This is a genomic window from Mycobacterium sp. (genome assembly GCF_035697385.1).
In the GTDB taxonomy this organism is placed as follows: Bacteria; Actinomycetota; Actinomycetes; order Mycobacteriales; family Mycobacteriaceae; genus Mycobacterium.
This window is the reverse complement of record NZ_DASSCY010000120.1, coordinates 1-20,510: the sequence shown is the minus strand read 5'-3', so window position 1 is coordinate 20,510 and position 20,510 is coordinate 1. Positions and strand designations below refer to the sequence as shown.

Below are 20,510 nucleotides of genomic sequence, written 5' to 3'. Positions count from 1 at the left end.
CGGCGAACACCGAATACGATCACGACTTCGCGAAGTTCCGGCTCAACGATGACACGGAGTACCGCAGCCGGCTGCTGCACCGTCGCGTCGACGTCGACTTCAACGGTTGGTGGATGTGCATGATCCCGCGGTCGGTGGCCGAGGAACTCGGTCAGCCGCTGCCCCTGTTCATCAAGTGGGACGACGTCGAGTATGGCCTGCGGGCAGGCAAACAGGGCTATCCGACGGTGACGCTGCCGGGTGCGGCCATCTGGCACATGGCGTGGAGCGACAAGGACGACGCCATCGACTGGCAGGCGTACTTCCACCTGCGCAACCGGTTGGTGGTGGCCGCCATGCACTGGGATGGCAGCGTCGTGGGCCTGGTCGCCAGTCACCTCAAGGCCACCATCAAGCACCTTCTGTGCCTTGAGTATTCGACGGTGGCCATTCAGAACAAGGCGATGGACGACTTCCTTGCCGGTCCCGACCACATCTTCTCCATCCTGGAGTCCGCGCTGCCCGCGGTGCGCAAGATGCGCTCCGAGTTCCCCGACGCGGTGGTGTTGCCGAGCGCGACTTCGCTGCCGACCCCGTCGGACAAGCGGTGGCGCAGGAAGGTCCAGATTCCCGTCAGTCCGGTGGCGATCGCGATCCGCTTGTCGCGCGGCGTGATTCACCAACTCAAGGCCCACGATCCGCAGCACCACGTCCGGCCGCAGATCAACGTCGCCACGCAGGACGCCCGGTGGTTCTCGCTGTCGCGGGTCGACGGCGTCACCGTCACCACGGCCGACGGTCGCGGCGTCGTGTACCGCCAGCGTGATCGCGACAAGATGTTCGCGTTGTTGCGCGAATCCTTGAAGCGACAAGCCCTGCTGCTGCGCAAGTTCAACCGCGTGCGCAACGTCTACCGCGGCGCGCACGCACAGCTGTCTAATTCGGCCACCTGGAAGAGTGCCGTCTTCGACGAATTGGTCGAACCAGCCCACAGATAATCGACCATTGACCGCTCATCCACCATGCGAGACAAGAACTGAGCCGTCCACATTCTCTAAAACGAGACAGCTTTGCGGGTGTGAGCGAGCGCGGGGCCTTGGGTGGGCCATCGCCGCTGGTTCTTCTCGATCGACTGAAGCGCGTGAGAGAGTGAGTTGATGGGGGACGCTTTCGCTTCAGCCCCTCGCTCTTCGTTCCTTCGCTATTGGTCGGCTGCCGCGATCAGTTCGTTTGGTTCGGCGGTGACGGCCGTTGCGATGCCTGTACTGGTGGTCCAGTTACTTGGTGCCACACCGTTTGAGGTCGGCGTCGTGAACGCTGCTCAATTCGTGCCCTATGCGGTGCTCGGGCTCATCGCTGGCGTGTACACCGATCGGTGGCGACGCAAGCCCGTGCTGGTGTGGTCCAGCGTCGGACGTGCGCTCTCCCTGGGTGCGATTACCGTCCTGTGGCTCGTCGGGGAACTGCAGATCTGGATGCTGGTCATCGGTCTGCTGTCGTTCGGCGCATTCTCCGTCTTCGGATTCGCCGCCACCCAATCACTACTTCCCCGCCTGGTACCCCGAGCGCGACTGGTCTGGGCCAACGCGCGCCTCGACCAGGCTGACGCAGCCGCCCAGACGCTCGGACCAGCTATTGGCGGTGGACTCGTTGGGTTGTTCGGAGCCCCCGTGGCGATCGTCATCGACGCGATCAGCTACCTCATCGATGCAGCGCTCAACGCGAGCGTCCGGGGTCGATGAGCCCCGAGATGACTCCCGCGCGCGCAACCTTCGCAGGGAGATCCGCGACGGCCTGAAGTGGACGTATCGCCATCGCACGCTAGGCCCGTTGGCGGTATCGACGCACATCTGGTTCCTGGCCAATGGCGCTGCGATGACAGCGCTTTCGCTTCTTGCTTTGCGGACGCTCGGATTCACCGCCTTCACGTTCGGGATGCTGGTGACGGTCTTTGGTATCGCCAGCCTGGTCGGCGCCTCGATCGCGCCCTGGTGTGGTGAACGAATCGGGTCGGGACGAGTCATCATCCTTGCGCGTGTGGCGTTCCCGATCTCATGGCTGCTTGTGACCATCGCCCCTCCAACCGTTGTCGGCGATGCTCTCCTGTTCGTCGCGCTGGCCCTGCAGGGACTCGCCGCCGGCGTGGAGAACTCCAACGATATGGGCTACTGGCAGGAGCTGACCCCGGACGAGCTGCTAGGCCGTGTGAACGCAACCCGACGCTCGGTCAACCGCACGATGGCTGCACTGGGAGCCCTCGTCGGCGGCCTCTCAGTCGGGCTGATCGGAGAGCGTCCCACGCTCATCGGCGTGATCGTCGCTTTCGCGGCCGCCGCGGTCACCGCAGCATCATCGCCGCTCCGAGAAACAACCAGCAGAGCGTGACCCGTGCACCCTGGCAGCGTTGTGTGAGACAGGAACTGATCGATCCCGAATCTTTGGAAACGAGACTGGGCTGCGATTCCCGGCGACAAACTGCAGCGCGATCCGTGCGGCTGACGCGTTGGCCGGATCGAGACGCGGTGGCTACCAAAAGCCAACCGTGGTCACGGGCGTCCCGCTACTCAGCATCACCTGGTCCAACGAGCATCGAAATCAGGATGATCGGCGTAGACCATTGCCAACTGCCCGAGAACAGGCTGCTTCACATGGAGGTCGTCATCTTCACCCCGCGCGAAGTTCCACGCGGCGCTCCGTAGCGCGTCATCGACGAGTCGACGCTTGAACACCGCCTCGCGCAGACCACGCGACGGCGTTGCACCCCGACGCATTGAACTCAGTTCTCCCCGCTCATCTTCGGCTATCCGAGCAAGAACGAAACGCACGACGTTCATCCCGCCATTGTGCCAACCGGTCATGGCGCAGACAGGAACCGACACCTCCCAATTCTCTAGATTCGACACGCGCTTCTGGGCCAGTGCAATCGGCACTGCCAGCGATCGTCGCCGAAGCCGATCTCGGCGGGCACCACCTCTCGCAGCAAACGAGTTCGCCGTCACGCCGCCGGGTGAGAAATACCTCGGCGCTGAACGGTTCCGCGTCCATTTCGCTCGGTCCGTTGACCCGGACGGACCACTCACTTGACACTTAGAACCATCGGAGGTCTGTGACATGTTCACGAGCGCCTCTAGGCGGCCGTATTCCAAAGCCGCTGCCGCCACGATCGTCGTCGCCTGCAAATAGTCTGGAGAGACGCTCATGCTGAAGAACATGCGATCGGCGCCGGTTATCGCGTCGACGACATTCTGCGGGTCGGTTAGGTCGCCGACCACGACTTCAGCGCCGAGTTCCCGCAGCGGGTTGGCACGGTCATCGTCGCGGTGAACCAATGCGCGTACGCGTTCACCGCGGGCTCGCAGCTGCTCGATAACCAGTCGGCTCACGCCCCCGGTGCCGCCGCCAGCGCCGGTCACCAGATACAACTGCGTGCTCATGCTCGACTACAGCGCATCGCTGACCACCAGAACCTTCGCGCCGTCCTGGGGATCAACGTGCACCGGCACCATGGCGCCGACCCTGATGTGCGGGGCGGTCTGCAATTCCACGGAGACTCGCCGCGCCGGTCAACCCAGCCCATGTCAACGACCCTATTGCGGTGCGGGAAGGCGCAGCACCAGTCGCGCACCACCCAGTGGGCTCGCTTCGAGTGACGCTGTGCCGCCGTGTAACTCGGCCTGTTGGGCTACCAACGCCAATCCCAGGCCCGAGCCCGAGCGCGATGCTGTCGACCCGCGCGAGAATCGCTCGAACACCTCGGCGCGTTCTTCCTCGGGCACGCCGGTGCCGTTGTCATCGACGGTGATCTCTACCCCCGCGGCGGAACTGACTGCACTGAGCCGGATTTCGGTAGCGGCGCCATGCTTGATGGCATTGGCGATGGCGTTGTCGATCACCAGCCGCAGTCCCGCAGGTTGGCCCACCATCAGAACCGTCGGCGACGGCGATAAAGACACGGTCAAGTTGGGGTAGCTGCGCATCGCGTCGTGGGCGGCGCGGTCCAGCAGCTCCGTGATGTCGACCGGGACGAAATCGTCGGCCGTCGTCAGCTGACCCTGCGCGAGCCGCTCGAGCGCCGTCAGCGTCGCCTCGATCCGGGTCTGCGTGCGCATCAGATCGCCCACCAATTCCTTGCGCTGCTCAGCAGGCATCTCGAGGGTGGATAGCACCTCCAAGTTGGTGCGCATCGCCGTCAGCGGTGTGCGCAATTCATGAGAAGCGACCGCCGCGAAGTCGCGAGCCGACTCCAACGCCGCCTTGGTTCGTTGTTGCTCAGTGCCGATGCGGGCAAGCATCCCTTCGACTGCTTCGGCGATCTCCATCGCCTCCCACACCCCGCGGACCTTGACGTCGTCGGGTTTGGATTGGGCGTTGATGGCACGCGCCTGGTGGGCCAACAACCGGAACGGGTTGACCATGATCAACGAGATCACCCAGCCGACAAGGACCGTGCCGCCGATCACGCCGCCGCAGATCAACAACACGCGTCGGTGCAGCGCATCAATACGACTCTGCGTTTCGGCCAACGGTGCACCGAGCGCCAGCGAGGCGGGGCCTGCGGAAAAGGTGCGGACTCGATACTCGACACCGTCGATTGTGGTGTCGGCGTACCCGCTGTCCAACTGAGGCAACACGATGTCGCTTGGCACCGAGACGGTAGTGCCGCCGACGCGCGCCGTGCGCACCAGGCCGCCTTCCGCTACGGGCTGGTCTGTGTTGGTCTGCAGCGGGCTGTTGAGCAACGAGCTGAAATCGCCGAGGCTGCTGACCGAGTCCAGCCGCCGGTCGAGCTGACTGTATTGGTCGTTGGTGATGCCCACCCACACCCAGATGCCCAGGGTGACAACAAGAATGACCACCGATAGCGCGGAAACGATAACGATCGTGCGCAGCGACAGCAGACGCAACGGCAGCCGCACCAGCCGGTACAGAAGGTCGTTGAGCGCCACTATCGAACTCGCGGCATGACGCCCACGCTGCGTGACGCGAAACGGGCAAGCGGCAGATCAATCACCAGCCCCAGCCGCCCCCGGGGGAGTCACCTGGCGTGGAGGAGTTTCTTCCCGGCGGTGGAGGTGGCGGCGGCTTCGCACTGATCGGCGCCCGGGTGACAGGCGTGCGAGTCACCCCGATCTCCGGTTTGTCCGACTGCTCCGGCGATGACTGACGTGGCTGGTACTCCCGGGTGATGACCGGTGCGGGGTCCGCATCCGCCGGCGGAGGTGGCGGAGGTGGTGGCGGCGGCGGTGCCGGTGGTGCAGGCCTTGCCGTAGACAGCGCCGGTGCGGCGCTGGTCGGCGCAGGCTGGGCGCTGGTGGGCGCCTGCGAAGGCACCGTCGTCGCATCCTCGTCGCCGGCCGCGAAGCTGCGCACGGCAAGCAGCACGAGCGGTACCGCGACGGCGGCGACCGCGACGGCGATGAGTCCGGTCTTCACATTCTTGTTTCGGTACCAGGGCTCCGGCCTGGACACAGTGAAGCTCCACTCGCCGATGCGAGGTGAGCCGTTGCTGCCGTTTCGCGGCGCGTATAGGGCGTCGAACCGGCTTTCGCGGGGGTCGTTCCAGCCGTCGCCTAGGGCGTCGTCGCGGCGCAGGTCATCGGGTGCAGGCGAAATCACCGCACCGGCCGCAGGTGGGGCAGGCTCAGCGGGCTGCACCGGGGGCGGTACGTACCAGCGGTCGGTGTCGGGGTCCGAGTCGTCCTCTCGGGTTTCCTGCGAATCATCGAGCTCAAGCTCGTCGACCTGATGCAGCACGGTGGTATCGGCGGGCAGCGCCTGCCCAAACCATCCGTCGTTGCCGTCGGGGTCGTCCAACAAGTAATCGAAGTCCAAATCCCGACGAGCTCTGCTCTCGGTCACTTGGCAATGCTAACGCGATCGACGTGGTGGCCAGGCTTGACCGATCGCCCGCGATTACGCGAGCCGACTTTCAGGCTCCGGCAACCGTGCCCGCGACGATCGCATACCGACGTAGCCCAGAATCAGCCCCGTCCCGATCTCGGCCACTGCCGTGAACCACGAATACCAGGTCACGTTGAACCGCGGTCCTGAGACGAAGCTGTCTTGATAGCCGTCCAAGAAGGTTGGCAGTAGATGCGCGTACACAAAAAGGGTGGCGCTGCCGAAGCCCACGACAATGGCGGCGGGTCGAGCAAGCGGATGCTCGCGCAGGATCAGCACCAGGGCGATCACGACGAATATCCCCTGGATGAAGCCACCGACCATGACCGGCATCGGGGACGCCGTCATTCCGCGCAGCAAGTGGTCGAGGCCGTGCAGCCCGAATGCGCCGGCGAACGCTATCGCGGCCACCTTGAGGAAGCGGCGTGATGTCGCTGAGTCCGGGTCGTTCGGCATTTTCGTTGCTCCGTTCCACGACTACTACGAAGCGTAGTACTGATTGCGACCGATGTAAACGGTTGATTGTCAGGGTTTCATTGCCAGGTAAACCGTTGTGTGGCCGCGATTTTCAAAGAAGGTGTACCAAGTCTTGACTGATTCCAGAAAAGGGGCCATAGTGTCTGCGTGTCCTCAACGTCGGATTACGCGGAACAGCTGCGTGCGGCTGAGCTACGCGTGACCCGCCCTCGTGTCGCGGTAATGGAGGCCGTGCACGAGCATCCGCACGCCGATACGGAGACGATCTTCGGCGCCGTGCGGGCCGGACTGCCGGACGTGTCTCGGCAGGCGGTGTACGACGTGCTCAACGCCTTGACCGCGGTGGGCCTGGTGCGACGGATTCAGCCCTCGGGATCCGTGGCCAGGTACGAGTCGCGAATCGGCGACAACCATCACCACGTCGTCTGCCGGTCCTGTGGTGTCATCGCAGACGTCGACTGCGCGGTCGGCGAGGCTCCCTGCCTGACCGCGTCCGACGACAACGGCTTCGCCATCGACGAGGCCGAGGTCATCTACTGGGGCATATGCGCCGACTGCGCGACAACAGAAGCTTCCCGATCACAACCGTGATCACAGCCCAATTCACCCACCGGAAGGAATGTTGTGACATCCGATAGCCGCCCGCCCACCCCTGAGGAACCGACTCAGAGCAAGAGCGAAAGCGAAAACCCGGCAATCCCGTCGCCCACTCCCAAAGCCCATCGGCCCATGACGAACAGGGACTGGTGGCCAGATCAGGTGGACCTGACGGTTCTGAAAAAGCATGCGCCGCAGGCCAACCCGATGGGCGACGACTTCGACTACGCCGAAGAGTTTAAGAAGCTCGACGTCGAGGCGCTCAAGCAGGACATGTTCGAGCTGATGACGAACTCGCAGGACTGGTGGCCGGCTGACTACGGCCACTACGGCCCGCTGTTCATCCGGATGAGCTGGCACGCCGCCGGCACCTACCGCATTCACGACGGCCGGGGTGGTGGCGGCGAGGGCGCCCAGCGCTTCGCCCCGCTGAACAGCTGGCCCGACAACGCCAGCCTGGACAAGGCGCGCCGCTTGCTCTGGCCGATCAAGCAGAAGTACGGCCGCAAGGTCTCCTGGGCCGACCTGCTGGTCTTTGCCGGCAACTGCGCCATCGAGCACATGGGCCTGCCGACCTTCGGCTTCGCGTTCGGCCGCGCGGATATCTGGGAGCCCGAGGAGATCCTGTTCGGTGAAGAGGACACCTGGTTGGGTACCGAAAAGCGGTACTCCGGCGAACGGGAGCTCGCGAACCCGTATGGCGCGACCACCATGGGGCTGATCTACGTGAACCCGGAAGGCCCGGAAGGTAAGCCGGATCCGATTGCTGCCGCCATCGACATCCGGGAGACCTTCGGCCGGATGGCGATGAACGACGAGGAGACGGCCGCGCTGATCGTCGGTGGCCACACCTTCGGCAAGACCCACGGCGCGGGCCCGGACGACGGTATCGGTCCCGAACCCGAGGGCTGCCCGCTGCAGTTCCAGGGTCTGGGTTGGCAGAACTCGTTTGGCACCGGCGTTGGCAAGGACGCGATCACCAGCGGCCTCGAGGTGGTCTGGACGCCCACCCCGACCAAATGGGACAACAGCTTCCTGGAGACCCTGTACGGCTACGAGTGGGAGCTGACGAAGAGCCCGGCGGGTGCCTGGCAGTTCACCGCGAAGGACGGCGCGGGCGCGGGCACCATTCCCGACCCGTTCGGCGGGCCGGGGCGGGCGCCGACAATGCTGGTCACGGACGTCTCGATGCGGGAAAGCCCCATCTATGCCGACATCACCCGGCGTTGGCTGGATCACCCCGAAGAGCTGTCCGAGGCGTTCGCCAAGGCGTGGTACAAACTGTTGCACCGTGACATGGGACCCGTTTCGAGTTACCTCGGCCCATGGGTTCCCGAGCCGCAGCTGTGGCAGGACCCCGTCCCCGCAGTCGATCACGAGTTGATCGGCGAGCAGGACATCGCGGCCCTCAAGGCCAAGATCCTCGAGTCCGGCCTGTCGGTATCCCAGCTGACGTCCACCGCCTGGGCGTCGGCGGCCACCTTCCGCGGCACCGACAAGCGTGGCGGTGCCAACGGCGCGCGAATTCGCCTTGCGCCGCAGAAGGATTGGGAAGCCAACCAGCCCGCCGAGCTTGCCAAGGTGCTGCAGGCCTTGGAGAAGGTGCAGCAGGACTTCAACGGCTCGGCGACCGGCGGGAAGAAGGTTTCGCTCGCCGACCTGATCGTCCTCGGCGGTTCCGCGGCAGTCGAAAAGGCGGCCAAGGACGCCGGCTTCGACGTCACGGTGCCATTCGCACCGGGGCGCACGGACGCCTCGCAGGAGCAGACCGATGTGGAGTCGTTCGCGGTGCTCGAGCCGCAAGCCGACGGCTTCCGCAACTACCAGCGCGCCGGGATGAAGACGCCGGCGGAGCACCTGCTGGTGGACCGGGCCTACATGTTGAACCTGACCGCACCCGAGATGACGGTTCTCGTCGGCGGCCTGCGCGCTCTTGGCACCAACTACGGCCAGACCAAACACGGTGTGTTCACCGACCGGCCGGGGACGTTGACCAACGACTTCTTCGTGAACCTGCTCGATATGGCCACGGAGTGGAAGGTGTCGCAGTCGGCGGAGAACGTCTACGAGGGGACGGATCGTGTGTCGGGTGCGCCCAAGTGGACCGCCACCGGAGCCGATCTCGTGTTCGGTTCGAACTCGATCCTGCGGTCTCTTGCCGAGGTCTACGCCACTGACGACGCGAAGGAGAAGTTCGTGAACGACTTCGTCGCGGCGTGGGTCAAGGTCATGAACAACGATCGGTTCGATCTGGCCTGATCGACAGCATTGGAGTGCAGCACCCCGCGCGTTGAACGAACTCGCGGGGTGTTGTGCTCAATTATGTTGCTACTGCGGATATTCGGGTAGCCAACGCACCTGTGCGATCCGCTCGGTCAGTTCTTCGGCGCTGCGTTTCGGAGCCACGCCGTCCGCGACGGCTTGCACAGCCACTGCGTGGGCGATTCGGACGGCGACATCGGGAACATCCGTCCATGCCGGCAGCAGCGGCTGACTCGGATCGACCAGCGCAGGCGAGGTGTCCCCCAGCGTCGCGGCGGCGGCGCTCATCATCGCATCGGTGACCCGGGTAGCCTGCGCCGCCGTGACCGCGAGGCCCATCGCAGGGAAGATATAGACGTTGTTGCACTGGGCGATTGGCCGCTCCACCCCGTCGCGATGCAACGGCGCGAACGGTGAGCCGGTGGCGATCAACGCACGCCCATCGGTCCATTCGTCCAATTCGGAGGGATGTGCCTCTGCCCGGCTGGTCGGATTGGACAGCGGGAAGATGATGGGCCGCTCGGTCTTGGCCGCGAGCTCGCGCACGATCTCCTCGGTGAATGCGCCGGCCGCGGTGGACAGCCCAAGCAGGACACCGACGTCAACGTGGTGCACGACGTCCGCCAGCTGAGCCGGCCCCGACAGGCCCCAGTCCGCCACACGGCCCGCAGGCTGGGCGAAGTTCCGCTGCCCCGCCGACAGGTCGGTGCGGTCATCGGTGAGCAGTCCCTGAATGTCGACGACCCAGATCCGCGATGCCGCCTCTTGTGCGGACAGTCCTTGGGCCACCATCTCGCGGTGCACCATGTCGAGGACACCGATGCCTGCCGAGCCCGCACCGAGCATCACGACCTGCTGTTGCGACAGCGGGCGGCCTGCGACTTTCGCCGCGCCGTGCAGCGCCCCGAGTGCGACGGCCGCGGTGCCCTGGATGTCGTCGTTGAACGTGAGCAGCTTGTCGCGATAACGGTCGAGTATCGGCAGCGCATGCGCGGTGGCGAAGTCCTCCCATTGGAGCAACACGTCGGGGAGTTCGTCGCAGACGGCGGCGACGAATTCGTCGATGAACGCGTAGTACTCGTCATCGTCGATACGCCGGTGCCGCCAGCCAAGGTACTGCGGGTCTTCGAGAAGCTCGACGTTGTCGGTACCCACATCGAGCACGATGGGCAGGGTGCGGGCCGGGTGGATGCCGCCGATCAGCGTGTACAGCGAGAGCTTGGCGATCGGGATACCCATGCCGCCGATGCCCTGATCACCCAGGCCCAGGATGCGCTGCCCGTCCGTCACCACGATGACGTCGATCTCGCGTTGGGGGCGGTTGCGCAGCACCTCGCGCAGCCGGTCGCGATCCGGATAGGACACGAAGAGCCCGCGCGGCCGTCGGTAGATCTCGCTGAACCGCTGGCAGGCCTCGCCGACCGTCGGGGTGTACACGATCGGCATCGTTTCGACGATGTGGTCGCGAAGGAGACGGTAAAACAGGGTTTCGTTGCGGTCCTGCAACGCGCGCAGGTAGATGTGTTTGTCGAGACCCTCACGGCGAGTGCAGAATTCGCCCCAGCTGTGCTCGACTTGCTGGGCGAGGGATTTCTCGGCCGTCGGCAGCAGACCCAGCAGTCCGAGCTCGATGCGTTCGGCGTGGGTGAAAGCGGTGCCCTTGGTGGCCAGTGCGTCGAACAGCAGGGCTTGGCCCTTCTTCTCAGACATCGAAAGCCCTTCTCATCGGCCCCACCCTATTAGGCCCGCCTGGGCAGCTGCGCGCGGATCAATGGTGCAATCTTGTCGGCCATGTACGCGTGTCCCGCATCGTTGGGGTGCACGCCGTCCGCGCCGATCAGGTCGGGTCTGCCGACGAACCACCGTTCCGCGAGGGGGTCCACGAACACCGCTCCCGCTGCCCTGGCCCGCAGCCGCAGGATGTCGCGAATCCGCAGTACCGACTCTGGGACGTCGGCGGTTGGCCACGGCGGTCCGATGACCAGAAGCGTCGCGGCCGGTGCGGCTCGGCGTGCGAGGTCAAAAGCGTCGCCTGCCATCCCGCCCAGTAACTCGGGATCGGCGCCTTGGTCATTACGCGAACCGAAGAACACCACCAACGCGTCTTCGGGCTTGACCGCACGCAGGGTCAGATCGGCGAAAACGCTGCCGTGGTCGCCGCGCACGCCATACCCTGCCCGGCCCTCCGACGCCACATCGGCTGTGACCTCCAGGCCTTGGCGCGCGAGCGTCTGCCATGCCAGAGCGGTCCACGTCTTGGGGCCCTGACCGCCCTCGTTGGTGCCGGTCGTGTACGAGTCGCCGATCACCGCGACGTGGTTGACCGGGGACTCCCGGCCCTGCAACTCGTAGCCGGGCGCGACTCGATGGAGGTGGCCGAACCCGCTCACCAGGAGAGCGAGCACGACGACGAACGCGGCCGGACGAGCCACTGCGACCTCCTGTCAACGGAATCGCGTGTCCCGCACCGCGATTACGGACAGTTTATGAGGTGCCCGACGGAAACTCAGACATCACCCGGCGCGCGCCGACATCGCCTTGGATCCGGTGTCTTCCAGCGCACCGTCGATCGGATGAAGCTTGCCGTTCACCGCCGCGTTGGCCCTGCGGCTGCGTGGGTCGATCGCTTCCCTGGCGTACATCATGGCGCGCATCCACCGCCGGGCCGGCTCCTCAACGAAATGAAAGAGCAAAATTGCCGCGCCGAAGGCAAACGCAAGCAGACCGGCGACTAGCAACTTGCCCCAGGAGCCCGCCAGCGTGAGCTGGAATTGCTCGGCGGCCCACACCCATGCCGTGTGCACCAACTCGTGCACCATGTACAGGCAGAACGAGACCTGGCCGCCGAAAATCATCACCCGGGTGGACAGCAAGCGTGGCAGGCTGCCGACGCCAATCGCCAAGGTCATCACCAGCGGGACGAACAGCACGTCGACCAAGCCGCCGCTGTCGTAGACATCAGGCAGTGGATGCGCATGGAGGACGTACATCAAACCGACGATCGCACCGATCAGAAGCACGGAAACGTATCCGGCCCAGCGGCGAGCGCGATCGGTCGGCCGCAGCCTGCCGACGGCGGCAGCGACCAGCGCTCCAGCGGTGAACTGCATGACGATGCGTGGCAGCCAGCTCCACGGCGTGTAGAACTGACCGCTCGACAGCAGCAACAACACCGGCGGTAGCGAGGCGGCCACCGCCAGCCACGTCAGGCTGCGCGCCCTTGTCGCATGCGAAATCCGAAAGATCACCAGCACGAGCGGTGCGAAGAGCAGGTAGGCCAGCCACTCGGCACTGATCGACCACGCCGGTCCGTCCCAGCTCGACCCGTCGAAGTACGGCTGGAACCACAGCTGGACCAGCAGAAGCTGGCGCACGTAGCTGACCGCGTTGAGCTGGTCGACAGCCAGGGACGGCACGTGGCCGACGTAGAGCGTGAAAATTATCCACAGGGCGGCCAGATGCAAGGTGACCAGATAGACCGGCCAGACTCTGGCGAGGCGCAGCCAGAGGAAGTGCAACGTCGCGCGCGCCGAGAACGACGGTCCCATCCTGTCGAGGTAGTTCCAGGTCAATACGAAACCGCTGAGAATGAAGAACAGGTCGACGCCCTGTGCCCCGCAGTTGAGCACCGGCGCCAGCGCATCGCTGAAATCGGGCGCCGCTTCCCGCAGCAGCGGCCGGAAGTGGAACAGCACCACCCAGAAGGCGGCGATGAGGCGAAGTCCCGTCAGGGCCTTGATCTCTACGCCGCGCACAACGCTCTTTTCGTATGGACTCTTGCTGTTTCGTTCACATCACACTTACGTCAACCGGCCGGGCGGTCCGCATTCACGCGTCCTGGCAACCGGCAGCCATCGCAGACTAACAGCGCGATCACCCGAATGCGCGTCCGCAACGCTGTGTTGATTCCAAGCGGCGATGTGTTGGCACCATTGGCAAACGACGCGCGGCGCGGGTGCCGGTTGCCTATCGACTGCTGGGCAAAACTGTGGATAGATTTGGCGCACCCTTGCCCCGTCAGGAACGAAACGGCATGCCACCAAACGTCGACCACGCACCATTCCTGCTGCTCTCCATCCGCGCCGAGGACGCAGCAGCTGACGACGAATATCGGGCGATGATGCGCTTTGCCGGCCTTGACGAGGATGGAATGCACCGCATCCGCTTGACCCACAGGCGCTTGGGGCCAATCGATCTCACCGAGTGGTCCGGGATCATTCTGGGTGGTGGTCCGTACAACGTCAGCGACCCAGTCTCGGAGAAGTCCGCGACGCAGCGACGCGTCGAATCCGAACTTCTGGAGTTGATAGGTCGCGTCGCCGGTGAAGATTTTCCGTTTCTCGGATGCTGCTACGGCGTTGGCACGCTCGGCGCGGTAGTCGGCGCCACCGTCGACCGCACGTACCCCGAGCCCGTTGGTGCCGTCACGATCAGCCTCACATCCGCGGGTCGCGAGGATTCACTGTTTGCAGATTTGCCCGACGTCTTCGACGCATACGGCGGACATAAGGAGGCCGCCACGGCGCTTCCCGCCGGGGTTGTCACCCTTGCGTCATCGCCGGACTGCCCGGTCCAGGCCTTCCGAGTCGGTGAAAACACCTACGCCACACAGTTCCATCCTGAGCTGGATGTTGATGGCATCTGCACGCGAATCGATGTGTACAAGGACTATGGCTACTTCGCGCCCGAGTCCGCTGAGACGCTGAAAAATGCTGCGCGACAACGCAACATCGAACACCCGCCGACTATTCTGCGGAGGTTCGTCGAGCGGTACGCGCGACGATCATGACCCTGCTGGAATGAGCGCTTACCAGACCAGGGTCTCGCCACCGGCACGAACAGTGCCGAAGAACCGGGCGCCGACGTCCTGCCCATCGTGGTTGTAGCTGTTCATCAGCTCGGCCAGCGCGTCGGCGAGTGCCCGTAACGCAGGGCTGGCGCTCACGATCCCGTCCTCGCTCACCCATCCCCACTCGCGGGGAACCCGGTTGATGGTGACGGCGACGCTGAGATCGTGCGGCGTGTCGACGGCGAAGTCGATCTCGGCAGGAGCGTCTCCGATGGGGTCCTTCAGGGCGAGTCCTCCTGCGGCCGCCGGCGTCGAGGCAAGCATTCGGATGAGCTCGACATCGGCGCGGATCATCTCCGCAATGGTTGCCAGGCCCGCGTGCTTGCCGATGCGGTCATATCGCGCACCGTAACTGCGCGTGTCTGACGAAACTCCAGCCGCCGACGTCGTCAGGATCCGGTCGAGCATTCGCTGCGCCGCCGCCCGTTCGCTGTCGCCGGTGCGGGGATGGTCGATGAGGGCGCGCAGTCGCAGAATTCGGAGGCTGGTGTCGATACCCACCTCGGCAGGGTATCGCTTGACCGCATCTAGAGCGGGCCTGGCAGTCCGCCTCCGGGCAGGAGCCCGCCCGGTTGGTTATCGTCTCCAGACGGTTGCTGGTTCGGAAACGGTGGATGTGGTTGCGGTTCAACGCTGATCGGCGCACGGACAGTCGGCGGTCGTGCGGCGGGCATAGTTGGAGTGATGGCCGACGTCGGTACCGGCTGCGGTTGGAACGGCGGCTCGAAGATCGCAGTCGTCTCGGGCGTTTCAACGGCCGAAGCAGTCATCTCGGGCGGCGGTGGCTCGACGGTCGGTTCGGTTGTCGCGATCGGCGCGATCGGCGACGGTGATGAAGGCCTGACCGAAGGGTCAACTTGATCTGCTGGCTTCGCCCGGTTGAGGAAGAGCAGAAGTAGGGCCGCTGCCGCGACCGCGACGGTCGCGGCGATGACCGCCACGATGCCGATCGGCATCGCCGGGGTGCTAGATCGTCGCGGCTCAACATCCGTCGACCCTGGGGCATCATCATCGGTGGTTGCCACCTCGCCGTCCAGCGGCTCGAAAAGGTAATCGAACCGTCCAGAGGCGTCCTTCTCCCCCGACATGTGGCGATGGTACAAGCGCTCCCTTGGTGGGCGTTTACTGGTGGCCTTTGGCGGGAATCCGGGGCTTTCGTGATGGAAACCGTTGAGTATGCCGCCGGTCGGTCTGCCGCCGTCTTCGGCGATCCTTCGCAACCAACGGTGCTGATCTGGCACGGCAAGCAGGCCGATGCAAGCGCCGCGGTCCGGCCGCTGGCTGAGCTGGTATCCGGTCATGGCGTCGCTGTGGTGGTGCCGGACTGGAACTCGCACGCCGATGACGGCGGGCGCGCGGATCTGCTGCAGTCGGTGCAATTTGCCCGTGATCGTGGCGGCGACCGTGGGGGTCTGGTGCTTGTCGGCTGGTCGCTGGGCGGTGTGGCGGCCGCCGGACTCACGATCCACGCGTCGCGGCTCAACGTCGGCCTGGCCCATACCGTTTGCCTGGCAGGCGCGTTCATGGCGCCAGATCCCATTTCCGGTCGGCATCTTCCTTCGGAGTTGCCTCGGGAAAATGGCTGTCCGCCATTCACACTGCTTCACGGCGTATCCGACGATGTTGTTCCCGTTTCGCAGAGCCGGGCGTTCGCCTCGACGCTTGAGCGCAACGAGTGGCCGGTGGAGCTTGTCGAGCTGGCCGCCGATCACGGGTCCATCGCGGGCGCTGTCTATGACCCTGTCGCCGACAGGTATTCGCCGGCCGACGATCCTGACACTCTGGCCGTCGCTGCCGACGTGGCCGTCCGGATCGCTGCCGTGTGCATTCGTAGGACTTGACCTCAAGTTTTGTTGAGGTAGCAGACTTCACGCATGTCCGAGACCATCACACAGATCAATGACGATCTCTTTCAGACCCGCATGGACTCTCCCCTGCCAGGATTGACCACGCACGCGTATCTGTGGCGGCGGCCGCGGGGCAACGTGCTGTTCTACAGCCCCGCCACCGATGCCGACTTCGACGCCATCGACGAACTCGGTGGGGTTGCCGCACAGTATCTTTCGCATCTCGACGAGGCGGGCCCCCACTTGGCCAGGGTCGCCGATCGCTTCGGTTCCCGGTTACACGCCCCCGCAGCAGAACTAGAAGTCATCGAGAAGCACGCGCACGTCGATACGCCAGTGGAGAGCCGCAGGTACGTCGACGCCAACGACGTGGAAGTGATTCCCACACCGGGGCATTCAGCTGGGAGTAGCTGCTACCTCGTGACGGGGACCGACGGAACCAAGTACGTGTTCACTGGCGACACGATTTTTCCCGCCGGTGACGGCACATGGGCGACCTTCTTGGTTCCCGGCCGTGGTGATGCCACACAACTGACGGCCAGCGTGAAGCTGCTGAGCACCTTGCAGCCCGACATCGTCATCTCGAGCGCGTTCGGCGGAAACACGGCTGTCGAAGCGGTCGATGACCGTCGTTGGGCGGAGATCATCGACCAGGCCTTGGCGAGCGTGCCGAACTAGTGTCGTTATTCGTTGATTCGGCTGCAGTTGGCGGTGGCTGCCAGCACCACTATGCGAAGTGTCAACCTCTGCGCGACAATGTCGCTCAAATTAGCAGGCAGACAATGTATCTAACGACATTGTCGCTACGAGGCTGGCAAGGCGAGTATGGAGTTCGCCGCTGAAAATTCTCACGACACTAGGCGTGCTCGCGCGGCGGCCGTTGGTCCGTGGGGTCGTTCGGATCTGGTTCGCCGAACCACCGTGACGGGACATGTTCCGCGTAGGCGTCGTGCCAGGCCCACCACTCGTAGGGCGGCGTCTGTGGGTAGCCGTCCGGCGAGTCCTCCCACTCTTCCTGGCGACCGAGCGCGGTCATGTCGAGCAGGCTCCAGGTGTTGACAAACACCTCATCGCCGCGGCCGTTGATGAAGTAGGTGCGGAAGATCCGGTCGTCGCCGTCGCGGATGAATGCGTTGGTGCCATGCCACTTTTCGACGCCGAAGTCTTTGTGGAAGGCACCGTTCTCCGACGGCAGGATGGTGTACCACGGGATCTGCTGCCAACCCATCCGAGCCTTCATCCGATCGAGGTCAGCCTGCGACGCAAGCGAGGCGTACACGAACGTCGTGTCCCTGGCGTTCAGATGGGCAAGGTTGGGAACGTGGTCGGCCATCAGAGAACAACCGACACACCCGTGCTCGGGCCAGTCGCCGGTACCGGGTTCGACGAACGCGCGGTACACGATCAGCTGACGACGACCGTCAAAGAGATCGAGCAGGCTCGCCTTGCCGCCGGGCCCGTCGAACATGTACTTCTTCTCCACCGCATGCCATGGCATCCGACGGCGCTGTGCGGCCAACGCGTCCCTGGCATGCATCACCTCCTTCTCCTTGACGAGCATCTTCTGCAGGGCCGCCTGCCACTCCTGTGCAGACACGACCGGTGGTGTCTTCATCGTTCTTGTCTCCCTTGCACCTTCCTATTGCCCATCGCCTCTACGGTCACCGTCAGGCTTGTTCGAGCGCCGTCTTGAGGTTCGAGAGCTTCCATGGCCAGCCGCCCGAAATCAGCCCGCGCACCGTGCTATCGGGCTCGAAGTCGCCGTGGATGACGGTCAGCTTGACCTGATCGCCTTCCGGCTCAATATCGAACGACACCTTTGACCGCTTCTCAGCTGCGCACGTTGCGACGGTTTTCTCGTCGAGTTGTTCGACGGCGGTGGCTAGTTCGGGAACGAATGTGTGGAAGGTGAATGCCAGCCGGCGGTAGGGGTCAGACTCGAGGATGACCTGTTCGGGGTGCTCGATTTTCAGCCCATGATCTTCCCACGCATACGTAGAGCCCTTCGTCCAATCGGACACCATCGCGTGGCCCATGTAGCGGTGGGAGAACACAGGATCGGTGATTGCCTGCCACAGCTTCTCCGGCGTGGTCCGAATGTAGGTGGTGTAGACGAATTCGGTGCTGCTGCTCATTGATTCTGTCTCCAATGCGGTTTTCAAGTCGGCGAGTGTCTGCACCCGCGCACGGTCGTATTGATTGATCCAGCGATCGGCGATGGCGTTGATCGGCTCGGCATTGAGGTAGTGCAGCTTTTCTCTCCCCCGCCACACGGTGGTGACGAGGTTGGCAGCCTCGAGCACGGCCAGGTGCTTGCTGACCGACTGGCGTGCCATCGACAGCTCGGCGCACAACTCCTGCAGGTTCTGGCCATTGCGCACGTTGAGGCTGTCCAGAAGCAGACGCCGGCTCGGATCCGCCAGCGCCTTGAAGACCTCGTCCATCTCTTCCATCCACTTCATGCAGCCGTTTGGCTGCACGTCCGACTATATGCAGCCGATCAGCTGCATGTCAATCGATGCCAGTGTGGCAGGCTTACCTGCGTGGACCTGCCGCAGCCGGATCCGGGAATTCCGCACTTGGCAGACGTTGTGCCGTCGGTGCTTTCCGCCATGGGAGTCAAGGGCTTCGACAGTGTCATTCCACTGCCCGGGGAGATCGCTGGGGCGTGCGTCCTTCTTATTGACGGACTCGGCGCCGAACTGCTGGATACCTATGCCGCCGACGCCCCGGTGCTAGCCGGGCTGCGGGGCCGGACCCTGCAGGTCGGATTCCCCTCCACAACGGTGGCCGGACTGGCCGCGGTGGGCACCGGCTGCCGGAGCGGCGAGCACGGAATGGTGGGGCTTTCCTTCCGGCTGCCCGGTGCCGAAGTGGTCAACGCGCTCGGTTGGCGCCCGCACCCGTGGGGCCGCGACCTGCGTGAGGCGCTCCCTCCGGAACAGGTGCAACCGATGCCGACGACGTTCGAGCGCGCCGCGAGCTCCGGAATCGCGGTCAGCGTGATATCCGGCGCCCAGTTCAATGGGTCCGGGCTCACCCGCGCCGTGCTGCGTGGCGGCCGCTATGTCGGCGTGCAGGCTCTCGGGGATCTCGCGGCCTGCGTGCAGTCCGCGCTTGCCGACGGCGGATTCTGCTATGGCTATCACTCGGAACTCGATCTGCTCGGGCACGTTTACGGTCCTGGTTCGACGGCGTGGCGGATGCAGCTGCGTCAGGTCGACCGGCTCGTGGAATCCATCGTGGAGGAATTGCCGCCCGGCGGACTGCTCGCCGTGGTGGCCGACCACGGAATGGTCACGATGAGCGCCTCAGAGGTGGTGGATATCGACGCCTGCGCGCCTCTTATGGACGGCGTCGACGCCATCGGCGGCGAGCCGCGCGCCCGGCATATCTACGTTGCCGACGGCGCCGCAGATTCGGTGCTCGCAGCGTGGCGGGAGACGCTGGGGCACCGGGCGTGGGTGGTATCGCGCGACGAAGCGATCTCGGCGGGCTGGTTCGGCGACCGGATCGGTGATGACGTGCGGTTTCGTATCGGAGATGTCGTCGCGGCGGCACGCTCGTCCGCTGGTCTCATCCGGCGAACGGTGGAACCGCTGTTGTCATCACTGATTGGGCAGCACGGTTCGCTGACAAACGCTGAGCAGCGAGTCCCGCTCTTGCTGGCCCTCAGCTGACTGAAATATGGCTTGTAGCAAGAGGTTTCAACGCTCAGCTGCAGTTTGATCGTGTGCCGCTTGGCAATAACTCACCTCAGGCGGCAACAACGATGAAAGTTAGCGAGATTTGCAGCGCGAGAATGGCATCAAACTGTGACGGCCATCTCACTTTTCGGCACAATAGTTGGCGTCCGAGCGCTCAGTTGCTGTCTCCGAACGGTTTTCGTGATTATGCAAGTACCGCAAAGCCCCAGCTTAGCGGTGCTGAATCGCTTCGCGGCCCAACAAAATTCAGTGAACCAGCCGATTGTTGCCGCGGATAGTGGTGGCCGTCACAGATTTTGAGGGCCCTTCGCAACCTCTGTTAACGTCCGGCCGCATGTTCGCTACCGTAACGCTGTTGACGCTCGTGAACTCGATCTCGGGCACGCCATACATCTCCGGCGGGGATTCTCCCCGCGGGACAGACTGCTCGGGTCTGGTCTCATTTGTCACTAATGCGGCAACTGGTCGGCCCATCTACGGGGATCGGTTCAACACAGGCAATATCGAGCAGGCACTGCGCGCCCGCGGTTTCCAGTACGGGACCCAGCCCGGTGCCCTCAACGTCGGCTGGAACGGCGGTCATACCGCCGCCACACTGCCTGACGGCACTCCGGTGTCATCCGGCGAAGGCGGCGGGGTGAAGGTCGGCGGTGGCGGCGCCTATCAGAAGCAATTCACGCATCACATGTTCCTTCCTATGCCGGCGGACCAGCCGATGGCGCCCGATGCTCCACCAGCGCCGGTTGTGATGATGGCGGGACAGCTGTCTGCGCCGGTGGATCCGTTGGCTCCGCCGCCTCCGCCGGTGGATCCGTTGGCTCCGCCGCCTCCGCCGGTGGATCCGTTGGCTCCGCCGCCTCCGCCGGTGGATCCGTTGGCTCCGCCCCCTCC

20 protein-coding genes and 1 pseudogene are annotated in these 20,510 nt (G+C 64.4%); 11 read left to right on the top strand and 10 right to left on the bottom strand.

The genetic code is table 11. From position 1 onward, the window contains the following. The 3 genes and pseudogenes from VFH65_RS10485 to VFH65_RS10475 form a co-directional block, all read left to right on the top strand. A pseudogene (locus VFH65_RS10485) lies at window positions 1-977 on the top strand (glycosyltransferase); the annotation flags it as partial. 159 nt (window positions 978-1,136) lie between these two features. Continuing rightward, window positions 1,137-1,721, top strand: a complete 585-nt coding sequence (locus VFH65_RS10480; RefSeq protein ID WP_353321242.1) for an MFS transporter — start codon at window positions 1,137-1,139, stop codon at window positions 1,719-1,721. After that, window positions 1,687-2,364, top strand: a complete 678-nt coding sequence (locus tag VFH65_RS10475) for an MFS transporter (RefSeq protein ID WP_353321240.1) — start codon at window positions 1,687-1,689, stop codon at window positions 2,362-2,364. The genes VFH65_RS10480 and VFH65_RS10475 overlap by 35 nt, the downstream gene beginning before the upstream one ends. Window positions 2,365-2,549: 185 nt before the next feature. Here the strand turns inward: VFH65_RS10475 and VFH65_RS10470 are convergent, their stop codons facing one another. From VFH65_RS10470 to VFH65_RS10455, 4 genes are all read right to left on the bottom strand, one after another. After that, window positions 2,550-3,392 carry a DUF6221 family protein gene (locus VFH65_RS10470; protein ID WP_353321247.1) on the bottom strand — a complete coding sequence of 281 codons (843 nt, stop codon included), beginning with the start codon at window positions 3,390-3,392 and terminating at the stop codon, window positions 2,550-2,552. Window positions 3,393-3,566: 174 nt separating this feature from the next. Continuing rightward, complete coding sequence (locus VFH65_RS10465) at window positions 3,567-4,925, bottom strand: sensor histidine kinase (protein ID WP_353321238.1); 1,359 nt, start codon at window positions 4,923-4,925, stop codon at window positions 3,567-3,569. Window positions 4,926-4,986: 61 nt separating this feature from the next. Beyond that, window positions 4,987-5,838, bottom strand: coding sequence for a hypothetical protein (locus VFH65_RS10460; RefSeq protein ID WP_353321237.1), 852 nt, complete (start codon window positions 5,836-5,838; stop codon window positions 4,987-4,989). Window positions 5,839-5,892: 54 nt separating this feature from the next. After that, on the bottom strand, window positions 5,893-6,336 hold the full coding sequence (locus tag VFH65_RS10455) for a hypothetical protein (RefSeq protein ID WP_353321236.1): 444 nt from the start codon (window positions 6,334-6,336) through the stop codon (window positions 5,893-5,895). 168 nt (window positions 6,337-6,504) lie between these two features. Here VFH65_RS10455 and VFH65_RS10450 point away from each other — a divergent pair, with 168 nt between their 5' ends. Beyond that, the gene (locus VFH65_RS10450; RefSeq protein WP_353321235.1) at window positions 6,505-6,948 is read left to right on the top strand and encodes a Fur family transcriptional regulator; all 444 of its coding nucleotides are present in this window, start codon (window positions 6,505-6,507) and stop codon (window positions 6,946-6,948) included. 33 nt (window positions 6,949-6,981) lie between these two features. Beyond that, window positions 6,982-9,213: a catalase/peroxidase HPI gene (katG, locus tag VFH65_RS10445; protein WP_353321234.1), complete on the top strand. Its 2,232-nt coding sequence runs from the start codon at window positions 6,982-6,984 to the stop codon at window positions 9,211-9,213. 69 nt (window positions 9,214-9,282) lie between these two features. Here the strand turns inward: katG and VFH65_RS10440 are convergent, their stop codons facing one another. From VFH65_RS10440 to VFH65_RS10430, 3 genes are all read right to left on the bottom strand, one after another. Then, a complete protein-coding gene (locus VFH65_RS10440; protein ID WP_353321232.1) occupies window positions 9,283-10,926 on the bottom strand; it encodes an NAD-dependent malic enzyme in 1,644 nt (547 codons plus the stop codon). A gap of 29 nt (window positions 10,927-10,955) precedes the next feature. Continuing rightward, entirely contained in the window at window positions 10,956-11,648 is a 693-nt protein-coding gene (locus VFH65_RS10435; RefSeq protein ID WP_353321230.1) for an Rv0518 family GDSL lipase, read from the bottom strand. Between the two features lie 81 nt (window positions 11,649-11,729). Next, window positions 11,730-12,971, bottom strand: a complete 1,242-nt coding sequence (locus VFH65_RS10430; protein ID WP_353321229.1) for an acyltransferase family protein — start codon at window positions 12,969-12,971, stop codon at window positions 11,730-11,732. 278 nt (window positions 12,972-13,249) lie between these two features. Here VFH65_RS10430 and VFH65_RS10425 point away from each other — a divergent pair, with 278 nt between their 5' ends. Beyond that, entirely contained in the window at window positions 13,250-14,005 is a 756-nt protein-coding gene (locus tag VFH65_RS10425; protein ID WP_353321227.1) for a glutamine amidotransferase, read from the top strand. Between the two features lie 18 nt (window positions 14,006-14,023). Here the strand turns inward: VFH65_RS10425 and VFH65_RS10420 are convergent, their stop codons facing one another. Further along, window positions 14,024-14,566 carry a hypothetical protein gene (locus VFH65_RS10420; protein ID WP_353321225.1) on the bottom strand — a complete coding sequence of 181 codons (543 nt, stop codon included), beginning with the start codon at window positions 14,564-14,566 and terminating at the stop codon, window positions 14,024-14,026. 183 nt (window positions 14,567-14,749) lie between these two features. Between VFH65_RS10420 and VFH65_RS10415 the strand changes: the two genes are divergently transcribed. From VFH65_RS10415 to VFH65_RS10405, 3 genes are all read left to right on the top strand, one after another. After that, window positions 14,750-14,926, top strand: a complete 177-nt coding sequence (locus tag VFH65_RS10415; protein ID WP_353321223.1) for a hypothetical protein — start codon at window positions 14,750-14,752, stop codon at window positions 14,924-14,926. A gap of 299 nt (window positions 14,927-15,225) precedes the next feature. Continuing rightward, a complete protein-coding gene (locus VFH65_RS10410; RefSeq protein WP_353321222.1) occupies window positions 15,226-15,906 on the top strand; it encodes an alpha/beta hydrolase family protein in 681 nt (226 codons plus the stop codon). A 33-nt stretch (window positions 15,907-15,939) separates the two neighbouring features. Next, window positions 15,940-16,590, top strand: a complete 651-nt coding sequence (locus tag VFH65_RS10405) for an MBL fold metallo-hydrolase (protein ID WP_353321220.1) — start codon at window positions 15,940-15,942, stop codon at window positions 16,588-16,590. A gap of 178 nt (window positions 16,591-16,768) precedes the next feature. Here the strand turns inward: VFH65_RS10405 and VFH65_RS10400 are convergent, their stop codons facing one another. Next, on the bottom strand, window positions 16,769-17,527 hold the full coding sequence (locus VFH65_RS10400; RefSeq protein ID WP_353321219.1) for a DUF899 domain-containing protein: 759 nt from the start codon (window positions 17,525-17,527) through the stop codon (window positions 16,769-16,771). Window positions 17,528-17,579: 52 nt separating this feature from the next. Then, window positions 17,580-18,356: an ArsR/SmtB family transcription factor gene (locus VFH65_RS10395; protein WP_353321246.1), complete on the bottom strand. Its 777-nt coding sequence runs from the start codon at window positions 18,354-18,356 to the stop codon at window positions 17,580-17,582. Window positions 18,357-18,455: 99 nt separating this feature from the next. Here VFH65_RS10395 and VFH65_RS10390 point away from each other — a divergent pair, with 99 nt between their 5' ends. Next, the gene (locus tag VFH65_RS10390) at window positions 18,456-19,592 is read left to right on the top strand and encodes an alkaline phosphatase family protein (RefSeq protein ID WP_353321218.1); all 1,137 of its coding nucleotides are present in this window, start codon (window positions 18,456-18,458) and stop codon (window positions 19,590-19,592) included. A 361-nt stretch (window positions 19,593-19,953) separates the two neighbouring features. Further along, window positions 19,954-20,510: peptidoglycan endopeptidase (locus VFH65_RS10385; RefSeq protein ID WP_353321216.1), on the top strand; the 557-nt coding region annotated here is incomplete at its 3' end.

Coding starts and splice junctions, on each gene's coding strand:
- VFH65_RS10480 (WP_353321242.1), top strand. CDS start 1,137: ATGGGGGACGCTTTCGCTTCAGCCCCTCGCTCTTCGTTCCTTCGCTAT.
- VFH65_RS10475 (WP_353321240.1), top strand. CDS start 1,687: ATGCAGCGCTCAACGCGAGCGTCCGGGGTCGATGAGCCCCGAGATGAC.
- VFH65_RS10455 (WP_353321236.1), bottom strand. CDS start 6,336: ATGCCGAACGACCCGGACTCAGCGACATCACGCCGCTTCCTCAAGGTG.
- VFH65_RS10440 (WP_353321232.1), bottom strand. CDS start 10,926: ATGTCTGAGAAGAAGGGCCAAGCCCTGCTGTTCGACGCACTGGCCACC.
- VFH65_RS10425 (WP_353321227.1), top strand. CDS start 13,250: ATGCCACCAAACGTCGACCACGCACCATTCCTGCTGCTCTCCATCCGC.
- VFH65_RS10415 (WP_353321223.1), top strand. CDS start 14,750: ATGGCCGACGTCGGTACCGGCTGCGGTTGGAACGGCGGCTCGAAGATC.
- VFH65_RS10410 (WP_353321222.1), top strand. CDS start 15,226: ATGGAAACCGTTGAGTATGCCGCCGGTCGGTCTGCCGCCGTCTTCGGC.
- VFH65_RS10405 (WP_353321220.1), top strand. CDS start 15,940: ATGTCCGAGACCATCACACAGATCAATGACGATCTCTTTCAGACCCGC.
- VFH65_RS10400 (WP_353321219.1), bottom strand. CDS start 17,527: ATGAAGACACCACCGGTCGTGTCTGCACAGGAGTGGCAGGCGGCCCTG.
- VFH65_RS10395 (WP_353321246.1), bottom strand. CDS start 18,356: ATGGACGAGGTCTTCAAGGCGCTGGCGGATCCGAGCCGGCGTCTGCTT.